The organism is Curtobacterium sp. 8I-2 (assembly GCF_902506155.1).
Taxonomy (GTDB): domain Bacteria; phylum Actinomycetota; class Actinomycetes; order Actinomycetales; family Microbacteriaceae; genus Curtobacterium; species Curtobacterium poinsettiae.
Genome location: NZ_LR732826.1, coordinates 615,802 through 630,619 on the forward strand (window position 1 = coordinate 615,802; position 14,818 = coordinate 630,619).

Sequence of the window (14,818 nt, forward strand, 5' to 3'; positions counted from 1 at the left end):
CGCGGGTCCTACTCTTCCTTGGCGAGGGCGGCGTCCATCTTCTGTGCGAGGTCCTCGGCCACCTGGTCGACGGGCTTCGACCCGTCGAACGCGCTCGGCAGCAGGGTGGTCTCGAGGGTGTTCCAGGCCGCGGTGTTCTTCGACACCGGCAGCGGCTTCGCGTAGTCCACCGCGTCGAGGAACACCTGCAGGTCGGCGTCGGGCATCGTCTTCGTGAAGGCGCCCTGCGTGCCCTCGTACGCCGGGATGACCGCGCCCATGTCGCCCTGCTGCTGCTGGGCCGTCTTGCCCGCGAGGTAGACCTGCAGCGCCTGGGCGGCGGCCTTGTCCTTGCTGGCCTCGGACACGACGTTCGAGACGCCGTGGATGACGGTCGCCTGCTCCTTGCCCTTCGGCAGCGGGTAGGCGACGACGTCCTTCTCGAGCTCGGTGCCGGTCAGCGCGGAGCGGAACCAGCTGCCGCCCTGGTACATCGCGAGCTTGCCCGAGGTGAACCACTGGTCGGCCGTGGTGTCGGTGAGCTGCTTGATCGAGGGCGATGCCCCCGAGTCGATCAGGTCGGTCCAGAACCGCAGGCCGTCCTCGGACGCCTTCGTGGCGTACTCGGACTCGGTGCCGTCAGCGTTCAGGACCGATCCCCCGGCCTGCAGGATCGTGTTGTAGTAGGTCGTCTGGCCGTCCATGCCGCCGGCCGCTCCGTAGGCGCCCTTCGACTCGAGCTTCTCGGACAGCTCGGCGCCGGTCTGCTGGAAGTCGTCCCAGGTCCAGTCCTTGGACGGCAGGTCCATGCCGGCCTGCTCGAACAGCGACTTGTTGAGCCAGACCCCGATGGTGTCGAAGTCCTTCGGCACGCCGTACTGGGTGTCGTCGTACGTGTACAGGTCGTTGAGGGCGCTCGAGTACTTCGACGCGTCGATGTCCCCGGACTCGACCTCGCCGGTGATCGGCGCGAGCTTGCCGTTGGCCGCGTACAGCTGGAAGTTCGGGCCGTTCATCCAGAACAGGTCGGGCAGCGTGTTGCTCGACCCCTGGGTCTGCAGCTTCGTCCAGTAGTTGGCGAACGGTGTGACGTCGACGCTCACCTTGATGTCCGGGTACTCCTCGTTGAAGCCCTTCAGGTTGGCCTTGATCGCCTTCACCTGGTTCTCGTCCCAGACGGCGTAGGTCAGGGACGCCTTGGTGTCCTTCGGCGCGGCTTCGTAGTCGCCGCCGGAGCCGGACGCTCCGGACGACGAGGAGCAGCCGGCCAGGAGTGCGGCCGCGCCGAGGGCGGCCACGGCGCCGAGGAGGACGCGGCGCACGCCGGTTCCTCGGGTGGGGATGTGTGCGGTCATCGGGGTGTCCTTTCGCACGGCCGTCAGGAGCCGACGGTCTGGGCGGGATGCGGGGTGGAGGGGGTGGAGTGCAGGGCGTTCGACGTGAAGTGCGCGATGGTCTCGGCCGGCAGGGGCGGGACGTCGATGGGGACGGACCCGTTGCGGAGCGAGCGCGTGGCCAGCGCGCCCGCGGCGACCGCGGCACGGGCCGCGATCGGGGACAGCTCCGACGGTTCGCCGAGGGCGACGGACCGCAGGAACTCGGTCATGGTGAGCAGGTCGGCATCGGCGTGGCCGTCCTCGACGCCGTCGATCGGGTACTCGCGGTCCCCCGCGGTGTCCCAGCCCCGGCGGTGCGTCCAGACCTTCACGACGCCACCACCGGTGTCACCGATGTTCTCGAGGCGCCCCTCGGTGCCGATGACGGTGTAGTTCCGCCAGTAGTCCGGCGTGAAGTGGCACTGCTCGTAGCTGGCCTGCACGCCGTTGTCGAGCGTCATCATCACCATCGAGACGTCCTCGACGTCGACGACGGGGTTCAGCCCGGTCTGGGCGAGCGGCGGCCAGTTGTCGTGGGAGAACCAGTCCCCCATCAGTTCACCGCTGCGGTCGCGGCGGTCGGTGACGTCGCCGTAGACCGACAGCGAGCCCATCCCGACGACCCGGGCGGTGTCACCCCCGCCGAGCGCGTGGATGACGTCGAGGTCGTGGCTCGCCTTCTGCAGCAGGAGCGAGTTCACCTTGCTGCGGTCGGCGTGCCAGTCCTTGAAGTAGTAGTCACCGCCGTTGCCGACGAAGTGCCGGCACCAGACGGCCTTGACCTGGCCGATCTCGCCACGGCCGATGATCTCGCGCATCAGGCGGACGACGGCGGCGTGCCGGAAGTTGTGTCCGACGTACAGCGGGGTGCCGGTCCGGGCCGCGGTGTTCAGGACCGCGTCGGCGTCCTCGACCGTGATGGCGAGCGGCTTCTCGAGGTAGACGGCGATGCCCGCGCGGAGCAGGTCGATCGCGATCTCGGCGTGGGTCCAGTCCGGCGTGGTGACGATGGCGGCGTCGACGTGACCGGTGAGGTCCAGGTGGTGTTCGACCACCAGGGCATCCGGGTACTCGTCGAGTCCGCGCTGGCGGCCCGCCGCCGTGACGTCCGCGACGGCCATGACCCGGGCCTGCAGCGACGCGTCGGCGGCGGTGGCCTCGGCCACGTGGCGCGCGATGGCGGACCGCTGGCCCATCCCGATCACCGCGACGCGGAGTCCTGCGTTGTCGACGCCCATGCTCATCGCTCCCTTGCGTGAATGTGACGTCCATGATGCCGAATCGCTCATGAATGCACAATAGGCGCTCACGGATCGCTCACGCATCCGCGCAGGGAAGGGTTTTACACGATCGAAACGTCCGGCCCACCCGGGGCCGGACGCACGGAGGGCTCAGTCGGCGACGACGAGCTCCACGCCGGCGCTGGCCAGGTCGGCGGCGAACGAGGCCGGCACGGGCTGGTCGGTGACCAGGACGTCGATGCGGTCGAGTGGGCAGATCCGGGCGAAGGTGGAGCGTTCGATCTTGGTGGAGTCGGCGACCACGACGACCCGTCGACCGACCGAGGCGAAGTGCCTGCTGACCTCGGCCTCGCCCTCGTGCATGGTCGTCGCGCCGTACTGCCCGGTGAGTCCGTCGACGCCGAGCACCACCAGGTCGAGGGCGAACTCGTCGAGGGTGTCCCGGACGAGCGGCCCGACCAGCTCGTAGGACTGGCGTCGGGCCACGCCGCCGGTGACCACGATCTTCACGTTGGCACGGACGGACAGCTCGTACCCGACGTTCAGGGCGTTCGTCACGATCGTGATGCCGAACTCGCCGTCAGCGCGGATGAACCGTTCGCTCTTGCCGAGTTCGCGCGCGACCTCGGTCGTGGTCGTCCCGCCGTTGAGCCCGACGGTCTCGCCGGGCTGCACGAGCCGGGCGGCGGCACGGGCGATCGCGGTCTTGGCCTCGGCCTGCCGGGCGATCTTGTACTGCAGCGGCAGCTCGTAGCCGGCACCGAGTGCGGCCGCTCCCCCGTGCGTGCGGGTGACGAGTCGCTGGTCGGCCAGCATGGCGAGGTCACGGCGGGCAGTCGCGGCGGATATCCCCAGCAGCTCCCCGATCTCGGCGATCGACACGTTGCCGCGTTCGCTCACCAGTTCGAGCAGGGCGTTCAGCCGCTGTTGGGGGGTCATGACGGTCATCCTACGGCGTCGCCGCCGTCCCTCGGTGATCGGAAATGACGTTTTGCCCTTCCCTTGCGCACGATCGCTCGCTACGCTTCCTGATCATCGATCACCCGGATCGATCCGGACCCGGAAGGCTCCCATGACCGACACCTTCGTGAGCGCTGAACTGGCCTCGCAGCCGGAGACCTGGCGTGCAGCCGCCGCGCTCCTGCCGACCTTCGCCGACGCGCTCCCCCAGCCGGGCGAACGCGTGGCCGTGATCGGCTGCGGGACGAGCTGGTTCATCGCCATGAGCTACGCCGTCGCCCGTGAGCAGGCGGGCCTCGGCGTCACCGACGCCTTCGCCGGGTCCGAGTACCCCGCGTCACGCGAGTACGACCGCGTGCTCATGATCAGCCGCTCGGGCACGACGACCGAGATCGTCGACCTGCTGCAGGCCTTGCCGTCCCAGCGGACCGTGCTGGTCACCGCCGTCGCCGACAGCCCCGCCGCGGCCGTCGCCGACCAGGTGGTCGCACTACCCTTCGCCGACGAGCGCTCGGTCGTCCAGACCCGCTTCGCCACCACGACGCTCGCACTGCTGCGAGCGTCCATCGGCGACGATGTCGACGCGCTCGCAGCCCAGGCCGAGACCGCACTGACGGTGCCGATCGACGACCTGCTCGACGCCGAGCAGGTCTCGTTCGTCGGTCGTGGGCCCGCCGTGGGTCTGACGTTCGAAGCCGCGCTCAAGACGCGCGAGGCCGCGCAATTCTGGGCCGAGTCCTATCCGGCGATGGACTACCGGCACGGCCCGATCGCGATCGCGCAGCCCGGCCGACTCGTCTGGTCGCTCGGCGCGGCACCCGAGGGCCTGGCCGCCGAGGTCGCCGCCACCGGTGCCCGGTTCGTCCAGCACGACCTCGACCCGCTCGCCGGACTCGTCGTCGTGCACCGGTTCGCCGTCGCCCTGGCCGAGGGACGCGGGCTCGACCCGGACAACCCCCGGTCGCTCACCCGGTCGGTCATCCTCACCTGATGGGTGGCGCAGGCGCGGTGCTCGGGGTCGACGTCGGCGGCACGGGCATCAAGACCCGTCTGACGACCGCCGACGGACTCGTCCTCGACGAGACCCGGGTACCGACGCCGCGTGACGACCCGGACGCCGAGCGCCTCGCCGTGGTCGTCGCCGGACTGGCTGCCCAGGCCACGCGACGGGCGCCGCTCGGAGCGATCGGGCTGGTGACCCCCGGCGTCGTCGACGAGACCCGCGGCACCGTCGACCTGTCCGTCAACCTGGGATGGCGAGACGTTCCGGTGCGTGACCTCGTCCGTGCCGAGCTCCTGCGACAGGCGATCGACGTCCCGCTCGCCTTCGGCCACGACGTCCGAGCCGGTGCCCTGGCCGAGGTCCGGGCCGGCGACCCGGCACTGTCTCGGGGGTCGGTCTCGTTCGTGCCGGTCGGCACCGGGCTCGCGAGCGCCCTGGTGGTCGACGGTGTCGTCGTGTCCGGTGGTGGCTGGGCGGGGGAGATCGGGCAGGTCCGGATCCAGACCGGCCCGCACGCGGGTCACCGCGTCGAGGAGATCGCGTCCGCCGGGGGAGTCGCACGTCGTGCCGCTGCTCCGTCCGCACACGCCGCCATGCTCCTGGTCCGCCAGGGCGACCCAGCCGCCCGTGCGGTCTGGGACGACTGCGTCGCGGTCCTGGCCGATGCGCTCGCCTGGACCACCGCGGTCGCCGGGAACCACACGATCATCGTCGGCGGGGGACTCGCCGAGTCCGGACCGCTGCTGCTCGACCCGCTGCGCGCTGCCGTCGCGGAGCGTCTGCGGGGCGTCCGTGTCCCCGTCATCGTCCCCGCCCGGCACGGCGACGCAGCCGGCGCTATCGGTGCGGGGATCCTCGCACGCGAGCTGCTCGAGACCGAGACCGGGGTCCTGCTGTGACCGCCCTCGTCCGGGCCCGTCGCATCGTCACGGCCCAGTCGGACCTGCACGACGGCTGGCTCGTCATCGGCGATGACGACACTGTGCTGGCGACCGGCACTGGGTCCCCGATGCGCACGGACACCGCCGTCACCGTCGACGGTGCGATCGTGCCCGGGTTCGTCGACCTGCACGCCCACGGCGCACTCGGGCACGACTTCGCCGGGTGCTCCGCCGAGGACGCCCGTGCCGCCGCTGGGCACCATCGGTCACGGGGCACGACCACCCTGGTCGGGTCCATCGCCACGGGCGAGCGCGCGGACACCGTGGCGGCCCTCACCCGGCTCCGACCGCTCGTCGCGGACGGCACGCTCGCCGGGCTCCACCTGGAGGGGCCGTGGATCGCGCCCGCCCGTCGCGGGGCGCACCGCGTCGACCTGCTGCACGCCCCGGACCCCGCCGAGGTCGACGCCTACTGCGACGCCGCGGGTGGCGCCCTGCGGATCGTCACGCTCGCGCCGGAGCTGCCCGGTGCCCTCGACGCCGTTGCCCGCTTCGTCGGAGCCGGGGTCGTCGTCGCCATCGGCCACACCGACGCCACCGCCGAGCAGACCCGCCGCGCGGTCGACGCCGGCGCCTCGCTCGTCACCCACCTGTTCAACGGGATGCCACCGCTGCACCACCGCGCGCCCGGGCCGGTCGGGGTCGCGCTCACCGACGACCGGGTGCTGCTCGAGTGCATCGTCGACGGCCACCACCTCGACCCGGTCGCCGTCGACGTCGTCCAGCGCAGCGCACCGGGCCGGATGGTCCTGGTCTCCGACGCCATGGCCGCGACCGGTTGCCCCGACGGGGCGTACACGGTGGCCGGATCGGCGGTGACCGTCCGCGACGGTCTCGCCGTGCTCGCCGACGGTTCGTCGCTGGCGGGCAGCACGATCACGGTCGCCGACGCCGTCCGCCGCCTGCTCGACGCGGGGACCGACCTGCCCGAGGTCGTCGCTGCTTCCGCGGCGCGTGCGGCACGCCTGCTCGGGGCACCGGCGCCCCTCAGCGTGGGCGCCCCCGCCGATCTGCTCGTGCTCGACCCGGAGCACGGCAGCGTCCGAGCCCTGCCGACGGCGGTGGTCTCGTGATCCTCGTCGTCACCCCGAACCCCGCCGTCGACGTGACCTACCGGGTCGCCGAACAGCGCATCGGCGAGACCCAGCGCGTGCTCGGGGTCGAGCGACGCCCCGGCGGCAAGGGGCTGAACGTCGGCCGGGTCCTCGCCGCCACCGGTGTCCCGACCCATGCCGTGCTGCCCCTCGGCGGCGACGGCGGGCACTGGATCGCCGACGCCCTCGACGGCCTCGGGCTCGTCCACACCGACGTCGCTGTCCGTGGCGAGACCCGCACGACCGTGACGGTGGTGGACGACACCGCGCACCCGACGATGTTCGGGGAGCCCGGGCCCGTGCTCAGCCCCGGCGAGTGGGACACCGTCACCACCGCGGTCGAGACACTGCTCGTCGGCGGTGCCGCCGGTGCCGACGGTGCCGCCGATGCCCCGCACGCCGCGGCCCTGGTGGTGTCGGGTTCCCTGCCCCGCGACACCGACCCCGCGGTCGTCGCCCGCTGGGTCACCGCCGCCCGTCGCCGCGGTGTGCTCTCCGTGGTCGACTGCTCGGGCACCGCGCTGCTGGCTGCCGCTTCGGCCGGGGCGACGGTCTGCAAGCCCAACCGCGAGGAACTGGTCGAGGCCACCGGCGCCGACGACGAGCGGTCGGGGGCGCTCCGACTCCTCGGGCTCGGCGCCGCGGTCGTCGTGGTCTCCCGGGGTTCCGAGGGCATCGCCGCCCACACCGCCGACCACGTGCTCGAAGTGCCTGCGGTCCCCGGGGTCTCAGGCAACCCCACCGGCGCCGGCGACGCAGCCACCGCCGGACTCGTCGGTGCGCTCGTCGCTGCCGGCCTCCCCACGCCCGAGGGCAGCGTCAGCGCCCCCGACGACGCCACCCTGCTCCGCGCGCTGCGGTCCGCCGCCGCACACGGGGCTGCCGCCGTCCTCCAGCCGGTGGCCGGCGCGGTCGACCCGGCTGACGTCGACCGCTTCCTGTCCACCCCGCCCGCTCCTGCTCCCGCACACGACCGAACGAGGACCTCCGCATGATCACCGACCTCGCCCTCACCGGCCTGCTCGACACCGCCCGCACGGCACGCCGCGGGGTCGGCGCGTTCAACGTGGTGCTGCTCGAGCACGCCGAGGCGATCGTCTCCGGTGCCGAGCTGGCGGGGCTGCCGGTGATCCTGCAGATCAGCGAGAACTGCGTCCGGTACCACGGCGGCCTCGCACCGATCACGACCGCGACCCAGGCCGTCGCACGTGCGGCCGACGTCGAGGTCCTCGTGCACCTCGACCACATCGAGGACCCCGAGCTGGTGGCGGCCGGCGTCGACCTGGGCGTCGACTCGGTCATGTACGACGGCTCGCACCTGGACTTCGCCGCGAACGTGGCTGCAACGCGGGAACTCGCTGCTCGGTGTCACGCCGCGGGGGTCGCGATCGAGGCCGAGCTCGGCGAGGTCGGCGGCAAGGACGGCGTGCACGCACCCGGCGTCCGCACCGATCCGACCGACGCCGCCGCGTTCGTGGCCGACACCGGCGTCGATGCCCTGGCGGTCGCGGTGGGGACGTCGCACGCGATGCAGACCCGCGAGGCGTCGGTGGACCGTGACCTGGTCGAGCGCCTGCGTGCTGCGGTGCCGGCGCCGCTCGTGCTGCACGGCTCCTCGGGCCTGTCCGACGACGAACTCCGCGGCGCCGTACACGCGGGGATGACGAAGATCAACATCTCGACGCACCTGAACGGCCTGTTCACCCGTGCGCTCCGCACCGTGCTCGACGAGCGGCCGGACGTCGTCGACCCGCGCAAGTACGTCGCAGCGGGCCGGGACGCCATCGCCACCGAGACGGCACGGCTGCTGACGCTCCTGCACGCCTGACGAGCGAGCGGAGCAGACGAGCACGCGCGACCGCGACGCTCAGCAGAGCGGGACGTTCACCGCGAGCCCGCCCATCGCGGTCTCCTTGTACTTCGAGGACATGTCCGCCCCCGTCTGCCGCATCGTCTCGACGACCTGGTCGAGCGACACGTGGTGCACCCCGTCGCCACGCAGGGCCATCCGGGCGGCGTTGATCGCCTTGTTCGCCGCGATCGCGTTCCGCTCGATGCACGGGATCTGCACCAGCCCGCCGATCGGGTCGCAGGTCAGCCCGAGGTTGTGCTCCATCGCGATCTCGGCGGCGTTCTCGACCTGCTCCGGCGTGCCCCCGAGGACCTCGGCGAGCCCCGCCGCCGCCATCGACGCTGCCGAACCGACCTCGCCCTGGCAGCCGACCTCGGCGCCGGAGATCGACGCCCGTTCCTTGTAGATCGACCCGATCGCCCCGGCGGTCAGCAGGAACCGCACGACGGCGTCGTCCCGTTCGTCCGCGGAGGCGTCGGCGACCGTCGGGACGTAGGTGCGCGCGTAGTACAGGACCGCGGGGATGATGCCGGCGGCACCGTTCGTCGGGGCGGTGACGACGCGGCCACCGGTGGCGTTCTCCTCGTTGACCGCCATGGCGACGAGGTTCACCCACTCCATCGCGAAGAGCGGGTCGTGGTCGGGGTCCTCGCGGGTGAGCTGCTCGTGCCAGGTGGCCGCGCGACGACGGACGTCGAGCCCGCCGGGCAGGCACCCGCCCCGGCGGACGGATCGGTCGACGCACGACTCCATCACGCCGTGGATCCCGAGCAGCCCCGAGCGGACCTCGGTGTCCGTCCGGGTGACGGCTTCGTTCGCCAGGGCGACGCCGCTGATCTGCAGGCCCGAACCCGCGCAGGCGGCGAGCAGCTCGGCACCGCTCGAGAACGGGTACGGCACGGCGTCGTCGACGGGGATCGCGGCGCCGGCGACGGCAGCCGGTGCGTCCACGGCGGGTTCGGCCTCGTCGTCCCGCGCGATGAACCCGCCGCCGATCGAGTAGTAGGTCTCGTCGGCCAGGTCGACACCCGCGGCGTCACGGGCTCGCAGCCGCATGGCGTTCGGGTGGCGGGGCAGCATCGTCAGGGGGTGCAGGACGATGTCGGCGAGGCGGAACGGCACGGTCGCACCGCCGTCGAGCCGCAGGACGCCGTCGCGCTCAAGCGCCTCGAGTGCGCGGGCCATGGCATCCGGGTCGACGGTCTCGGGGTGCGAACCCATGAGCCCCGCGACGACGGCGCCGAGCGTGCCGTGGCCCTGCCCGGTCGACGCGAGGGACCCGTACAGGTCGACCACCACGGAGGCGACGGGCAGGCCACGCACCAGGCTCGCGAACTCGGCACCGGCCCGCATCGGGCCGACGGTGTGCGAGCTCGAGGGGCCGACACCGACGCTGAACAGATCGAAGACGGAGACCGGCACGCCGCCACACTAACCCGTCCGGACGGACCGGTTATCAGCGCCGCCGACCACCCTCGGGCGGCATCACGAACCACAGCACGACGTAGGCGATCCACAGCGGCCCGGGGAACAGGCTCAGGATGACCCAGATCACCCGGACCAGGGTGCGTGACAGGGAGAAGCGGTCGGCGAGACCGGCGCAGACACCGGCCAGCAGACGACCGTTGCGGGGACGGGAGAGTGTGCTCATACCGACGACGCTACGCAACGCCGCCGGTCCGGCGCATCCGGGACGCACCCCGAGCGTGGTGGGGGAAACCCCCGGACCCGCGTGGTCGAGGGGTCAGGGGATGAGGACGATCTTGCCGCGCGTGTGGCCGTGCTCGAGCTCCTCGAAGGCGTCCTGCACGCGGTCGAGCGGGTAGGTCGCGGCGACGGGCACCTCGATCGCGCCGTTCGCGACCTCGAGTGCGAGCGCGCCGAGGATCTCCGGATCGGCCGTGTCCGCACTGCCCGAGGTCTTCGCCCCGACCTCGGCGGCCTCGTCGAACGCGATGATCGTCTCGATGCGGTCGACCGGCACCCCGAGCGCGATGCCGAGCCGGACGTACTCGGCGCCGTGGGTGTCGATCACGGCGTCGACACCGTTCGTCGCGAGTTCGGTGATGCGCTCCTGCAGGCCGTCGCCGTACGCGACGGGTCGTGCGCGCTTGGAGCGGAGCCACTCGTGGTTCGCCTCGGACGCGACGGCGATGACGTCGATGCCCTCGTTCGCGAGCAGCTGGGTGACGAAGCCGCCGACCCCGCCCGCGGCACCGGACACCACGACGGTCTCACCGGCACGCGGGTCGACCGCGCGGACGGCCGCCGCCGCGGTGGTCGCGATGACGTCGAGACCACACGCCACCGTCCAGTCGAGCAGGCGTGGCTTCTGGACGACCTGCACGGCCGGCACCGAGACGTACTCGGCCTGGCTCGCGCGGTCCCACGACCAGCCGATGACCTCTTCGCCCTCGTCGACGCCGTCGACCTCGGCCCCGACGGCGACGACGATGCCGGCGAAGTCGGTGCCCTGCCCGGACGGCAGGTCGCCGCCGAACGCGCCCTGGCGGATCGCCGACTCACCGGGGTTGATCCCGGCGGCACGCACGCGGACGAGCACCCGCCCGGCGGTCACGTCGGGCACGGGCACCTCGGCGACGTGCAGGACCGATCGGTCACCCCACTCGTCGAAGCGGACAGCGCGCATGGTCTCCGGGATCTCAGTCATCGGGACCGACGCTACCCCGGAGCGCCGCACCCGGCCTGCGTGGACCGCTCCATCCGTGCAAGAGCAGGAGAGTGCGGGCGTGCGACAGTGCGAGACTGAGAGCATGCCCATCCTGAACAAGGACATGCAGGTCTGCATGTCGCTGGCCGCGCGACCGAGCAACATCGGCACCCGCTTCCACAACTTCCTGTACGACGAGCTCGGTCTCGAGTTCCTGTACAAGGCCTTCACCACGACGGATCTGCCCGGCGCCGTCGCCGGCATCCGCGCGCTCGGCATCCGCGGCTGCTCGGTGTCGATGCCCTTCAAGGAGGCGATCATCCCGCTCGTCGACCACATCGAGGACTCCGCCGCCGCGATCCAGTCGGTCAACACGGTCGTGAACGACGACGGCGTGCTCACCGCGTCGAACACCGACTACGAAGCGATCGCCGCACTGCTCGGGTCGCACCGCGTCGACCCGGCTTCGCGCGTGCTGCTCCGCGGCTCCGGCGGCATGGCCAAGGCCGTCACGGCGGCGTTCCGAGGCGCCGGCTTCGACCGGTTGACGGTCGTCGCCCGCAACGAGCAGACCGGCCCGGCCCTGGCGACGCAGTACGGCTACGAGTGGGTCGCCGACGAGCGTGAGGCGGGGGAGACCGACCTGGTCGTCAACGTCACCCCGCTCGGCATGCGCGGCGACCAGCAGGACGCACTCGCCTTCGCGCCGGAGCGGATCGAGGCTGCCCACACCGTCTTCGACGTGGTCGCGTTCCCGTCGGAGACCCCGCTCGTGCGGGCGGGCCGCGACGCCGGCAAGCACGTCATCACCGGCGCCGAGGTCATCGCCCTGCAGGCAGCCCGTCAGTTCGAGCGGTACACGGGCGTCGCCCTGACCGACGACCAGGTGGCGCGGGCCAGCGAGTTCTCGCGCGCCGAGTAGTCGACGCACCCACAGGGCGGACGGGAGGTGGGCCCCACCCGCCGGTTCCGGCGTGACGCGCCAGCGGCACGACGGCCGTGACGGGAGGCCCGTGGCGGCGCCGCCACGGGCCTCCCGTCCGTTCGCGGGGACGTCTCAGGCGGTCGCCGCGCGCCCGACGGCCACCCACTCGAGGCGGCGGAGCGTCTCGCGGTTGCGGATCCAGATGAGCGGCTGCATGAGGAAGTCCGGCACGTGCGACCCCGGCCCGGCCACCGCGTTCTCGGTGATCGTGACCTTGCTGCCGTGCCGGTGCGGTTCGACCGTCAGCTCGACGCGGGCCTCGCCGATGGGCCAGCCCTTGGGCTGGATGACCATGCGGTGTGGCGGCTCCCAGACCAGCGACGTCGTGACGTCGTCGATGACGATCGGCCAGGCGCCGAACGAGTGGTGCAGCCGCGTGCCGACCTGCGGCCACCCGGATTCCTCCTTGCGCATGCGCGACGCCCCGACCACCCAGGTCGTGTAGAGCCACCCGTCGCCGAGCACGTCGAAGACGGCTTCGGGACGGCAGTGCAGGATGCGGACGCTCTTCGCCATGGTGTTCAGCCTTCCGGGGTGAGGTCGACGTCCTCCGGCAGTCCGAAGGTGTGCCGGAGCGCGCTCTTCGCCGCGTGCCAGCCGGCCATGCCGTGCACGCCGGGGCCGGGTGCCGCGGACTCGGAGCACAGGTACATGCCGCCGCCCATCCGCCACGGGTCGCTCGACAGGACGGGGCGCTTGACGAGCTGCCAGAAGCTCGCGGCACCGGCGGCGATGTCGCCACCGACGTAGTTCGGGTTGTACTCGCCCATCTGCACGGCGGTGCGGGAGCTCGACGACAGGATCGTGTCGCGGAACCCCGGCGCGAAGCGCTCGATCTGACGGGTGACGGCCTCGGTCGGGTCGACGTCCGAGCCCGCGGGGACGTGCGCGTAGGCCCAGAAGACGTGCTTGCCGGCCGGGGCCCGGGTCGGGTCCACCACGGTCGGCTCCGCCCCGAGCACGTACGGGCGCTCGGCGTGCTGCCCGTGCGCCACCGCCCGTTCCGCCGCCGCGATCTCCTGGCGGGTCCCGCCGATGTGCACGGTCCCGGCCTTCCGCAGCGACTCGTTGGTCCACGGCACCGGGTCGGACAGCGCGAAGTCGACCTTCGCCGCCGCGTTGCCGAACCGGAAGCGACGCAGCGCGCCGCGCTTCGGGGTCGGGATCTGCTTGCCCGCGATCCGGAGCATGCCCGGCACGCTCGTGTCGAACAGCACCGCCTTCGCCGGGGTGAGGTCACCGAGCGACCGGACCTCGTGTCCGGTGACGATGCGGCCGCCGTGCGCGACGAGGTCGGCGGCGAGCGCGTCGACGATCGCCTGGCTGCCACCGATCGGCACCGGCCAGCCGCGGGCGTGCGCGTACGAGCCGAGCGACAGTGCCGCCGCCGCGGTGGACAGGGACGGCAGGTGCTGGATCGAGTGCGCCGCGACGCCGGACACCATCGCCGGGGCGGCCTCGCCGCGGAAGCGCAGGTTCCACGCGGCGGTGCCCTGCTCGAGCGCCCGCAGCCCGAACCGCAGGACGGTCAGGGGGTGCCGCGGCACGTGCAGCAGTGCGTCGGTCGCGAAGTCCGCGACCTGGTCGGCGTTCTCCGCCAGCGGCGCCATCAGCTGCCGGAAGGCCGGTCCGTCCACCCCGAGCTCGGCGGCGGTGCGGTCGAGGTCCTGGTACGCGATGCCGGCGCGACCGTGGTCGAGCGGGTGGCCGTACTGCACCTCGGGCAGGCGGAGCTCGATGCGGTCCTCCATGCGGAAGCGCCGGAAGAACTCGGACTGCAGGGCCATCGGGTGCACTGCGGAGCAGACGTCGTGCAGGAACCCGGGCAGGGTGAGCTCGGCCGTGCGGGCACCGCCGCCGATCGTGTCGTTCCGTTCGACGACCTCGACCGACAGGCCCGCGCGGGCCAGGGTCACCGCCGCCGCGAGTCCGTTCGGTCCCGCTCCGACGACCACCGCATCCACCATGCCCCGAGCCTAGGGACTCGTGACTGCGTGTGGTGTCGGTCAGGTGCGCGAGGTGTCGGGGTCGGCCGGGTCGGACTCGTCCTGGTCACCGTCGGCGTCGTCCGGTTCGTCGGCGTCGACCGGAGTCGATCCGACGGGGTGCTCGGCGAGCAACTCGGCGAAGTCCTCGTCGAGCATCTGCTGCAACCGGTCGTCGCGGCCGATCTCGTAGTCGTCCGCCGGGCGCTGTGCCCAGCCGAGGCGTCCGACGACGGTGGTGCCGATGTCGTCCCAGGCGCGGGCCCGCGCGGCGAGGACGATCCCGTCGACGAAGTGCTGGTCGTCGCGTCGCTTGTCGAGCATGGCGGCGAGTTGCTCGTACGTGGCCTCGCGCATCCGGAGCTTCAGGTCGTCGCCGCGCCGGTAGTCGTGCTGGTGGCGGGAACGGCCCTTCTGCTTGCTCGAGGTGGAACGGATGTCGCGCATCCGTGCGGCGTCACCCCGTTGTTCCTCGGCCATGCGGTGGAGTTCCTCGCGCGTGGCCTCGGCGATGAGTGCGTGGTCGAAGTACCCCTGGTCACGCAGGGCGTTCGTGATGATGCGGTTGGCCACCGCGATGGTGACGGCGGCCTTCGCGATGAGGAAGCCCTCGTCGACCGCACGCTTCAGTTCGACCTGGCTGATGGGTCGATCGCGCACGTCGTGGTTGCGTCGTCCGAACAAGGCCATGCTCCGACGATACCGGCGACCGGTGTCGGTCCGTCTGCACG

Annotated in this window: 15 protein-coding genes; 6 read left to right on the forward strand and 9 right to left on the reverse strand. The window is 72.2% G+C overall.

Going from position 1 to position 14,818, the window contains the following annotated elements; all coding sequences use genetic code 11:
- Positions 1-8: 8 nt before the first annotated feature.
- The 3 genes from BOSE127_RS02990 to BOSE127_RS03000 all read right to left on the reverse strand — a co-directional run bounded on the left by BOSE127_RS02990 (position 9) and on the right by BOSE127_RS03000 (position 3,535).
- Positions 9-1,334, reverse strand: a complete 1,326-nt coding sequence (locus BOSE127_RS02990) for an ABC transporter substrate-binding protein (protein WP_052481654.1) — start codon at positions 1,332-1,334, stop codon at positions 9-11.
- Between the two features lie 23 nt (positions 1,335-1,357).
- Positions 1,358-2,599: a Gfo/Idh/MocA family protein gene (locus tag BOSE127_RS02995; protein WP_159556150.1), complete on the reverse strand. Its 1,242-nt coding sequence runs from the start codon at positions 2,597-2,599 to the stop codon at positions 1,358-1,360.
- A gap of 147 nt (positions 2,600-2,746) precedes the next feature.
- A complete protein-coding gene (locus tag BOSE127_RS03000) occupies positions 2,747-3,535 on the reverse strand; it encodes a DeoR/GlpR family DNA-binding transcription regulator (protein ID WP_031260150.1) in 789 nt (262 codons plus the stop codon).
- Positions 3,536-3,668: 133 nt separating this feature from the next.
- On the opposite strand from BOSE127_RS03000, the gene BOSE127_RS03005 reads away from it, so the two are divergent.
- Genes BOSE127_RS03005 through BOSE127_RS03025 form a run of 5 tightly spaced genes read left to right on the forward strand, consistent with a single transcriptional unit; the run spans position 3,669 to position 8,422 of the window.
- Positions 3,669-4,547, forward strand: coding sequence for an SIS domain-containing protein (locus BOSE127_RS03005; protein WP_017887917.1), 879 nt, complete (start codon positions 3,669-3,671; stop codon positions 4,545-4,547).
- Entirely contained in the window at positions 4,547-5,458 is a 912-nt protein-coding gene (locus BOSE127_RS03010; RefSeq protein ID WP_017887916.1) for an ROK family protein, read from the forward strand. The genes BOSE127_RS03005 and BOSE127_RS03010 overlap by 1 nt, the downstream gene beginning before the upstream one ends.
- Positions 5,455-6,573, forward strand: a complete 1,119-nt coding sequence (gene nagA / locus BOSE127_RS03015) for an N-acetylglucosamine-6-phosphate deacetylase (RefSeq protein ID WP_017887915.1) — start codon at positions 5,455-5,457, stop codon at positions 6,571-6,573. The genes BOSE127_RS03010 and nagA overlap by 4 nt, the downstream gene beginning before the upstream one ends.
- Positions 6,570-7,589, forward strand: a complete 1,020-nt coding sequence (locus BOSE127_RS03020) for a 1-phosphofructokinase family hexose kinase (protein ID WP_017887914.1) — start codon at positions 6,570-6,572, stop codon at positions 7,587-7,589. The genes nagA and BOSE127_RS03020 overlap by 4 nt, the downstream gene beginning before the upstream one ends.
- Positions 7,586-8,422: a class II fructose-bisphosphate aldolase gene (locus tag BOSE127_RS03025; RefSeq protein WP_201300419.1), complete on the forward strand. Its 837-nt coding sequence runs from the start codon at positions 7,586-7,588 to the stop codon at positions 8,420-8,422. The genes BOSE127_RS03020 and BOSE127_RS03025 overlap by 4 nt, the downstream gene beginning before the upstream one ends.
- A 39-nt stretch (positions 8,423-8,461) precedes the next feature.
- Here BOSE127_RS03025 and BOSE127_RS03030 read toward each other — a convergent pair whose 3' ends face one another.
- From BOSE127_RS03030 to BOSE127_RS03040, 3 genes are all read right to left on the reverse strand, one after another.
- The gene (locus BOSE127_RS03030; RefSeq protein WP_042537583.1) at positions 8,462-9,868 is read right to left on the reverse strand and encodes an L-serine ammonia-lyase; all 1,407 of its coding nucleotides are present in this window, start codon (positions 9,866-9,868) and stop codon (positions 8,462-8,464) included.
- 34 nt (positions 9,869-9,902) lie between these two features.
- Positions 9,903-10,097, reverse strand: coding sequence for a PspC domain-containing protein (locus BOSE127_RS03035; RefSeq protein ID WP_042537585.1), 195 nt, complete (start codon positions 10,095-10,097; stop codon positions 9,903-9,905).
- A gap of 93 nt (positions 10,098-10,190) precedes the next feature.
- Positions 10,191-11,117 (reverse strand): NADP-dependent oxidoreductase, encoded by a 927-nt coding sequence (locus tag BOSE127_RS03040; protein WP_236559486.1) that lies wholly within the window; start codon positions 11,115-11,117, stop codon positions 10,191-10,193.
- A gap of 103 nt (positions 11,118-11,220) precedes the next feature.
- Here BOSE127_RS03040 and BOSE127_RS03045 point away from each other — a divergent pair, with 103 nt between their 5' ends.
- On the forward strand, positions 11,221-12,039 hold the full coding sequence (locus tag BOSE127_RS03045) for a shikimate 5-dehydrogenase (protein WP_042537588.1): 819 nt from the start codon (positions 11,221-11,223) through the stop codon (positions 12,037-12,039).
- 135 nt (positions 12,040-12,174) lie between these two features.
- Here the strand turns inward: BOSE127_RS03045 and BOSE127_RS03050 are convergent, their stop codons facing one another.
- The 3 genes from BOSE127_RS03050 to BOSE127_RS03060 are packed head-to-tail and all read right to left on the reverse strand — an operon-like array spanning position 12,175 to position 14,777.
- Positions 12,175-12,618: an SRPBCC family protein gene (locus tag BOSE127_RS03050; protein WP_159556151.1), complete on the reverse strand. Its 444-nt coding sequence runs from the start codon at positions 12,616-12,618 to the stop codon at positions 12,175-12,177.
- A 5-nt stretch (positions 12,619-12,623) separates the two neighbouring features.
- Positions 12,624-14,069, reverse strand: coding sequence for a phytoene desaturase family protein (locus BOSE127_RS03055; protein WP_159556152.1), 1,446 nt, complete (start codon positions 14,067-14,069; stop codon positions 12,624-12,626).
- Positions 14,070-14,108: 39 nt separating this feature from the next.
- Positions 14,109-14,777: a hypothetical protein gene (locus BOSE127_RS03060; RefSeq protein WP_017887906.1), complete on the reverse strand. Its 669-nt coding sequence runs from the start codon at positions 14,775-14,777 to the stop codon at positions 14,109-14,111.
- Positions 14,778-14,818 lie beyond the last annotated feature (41 nt).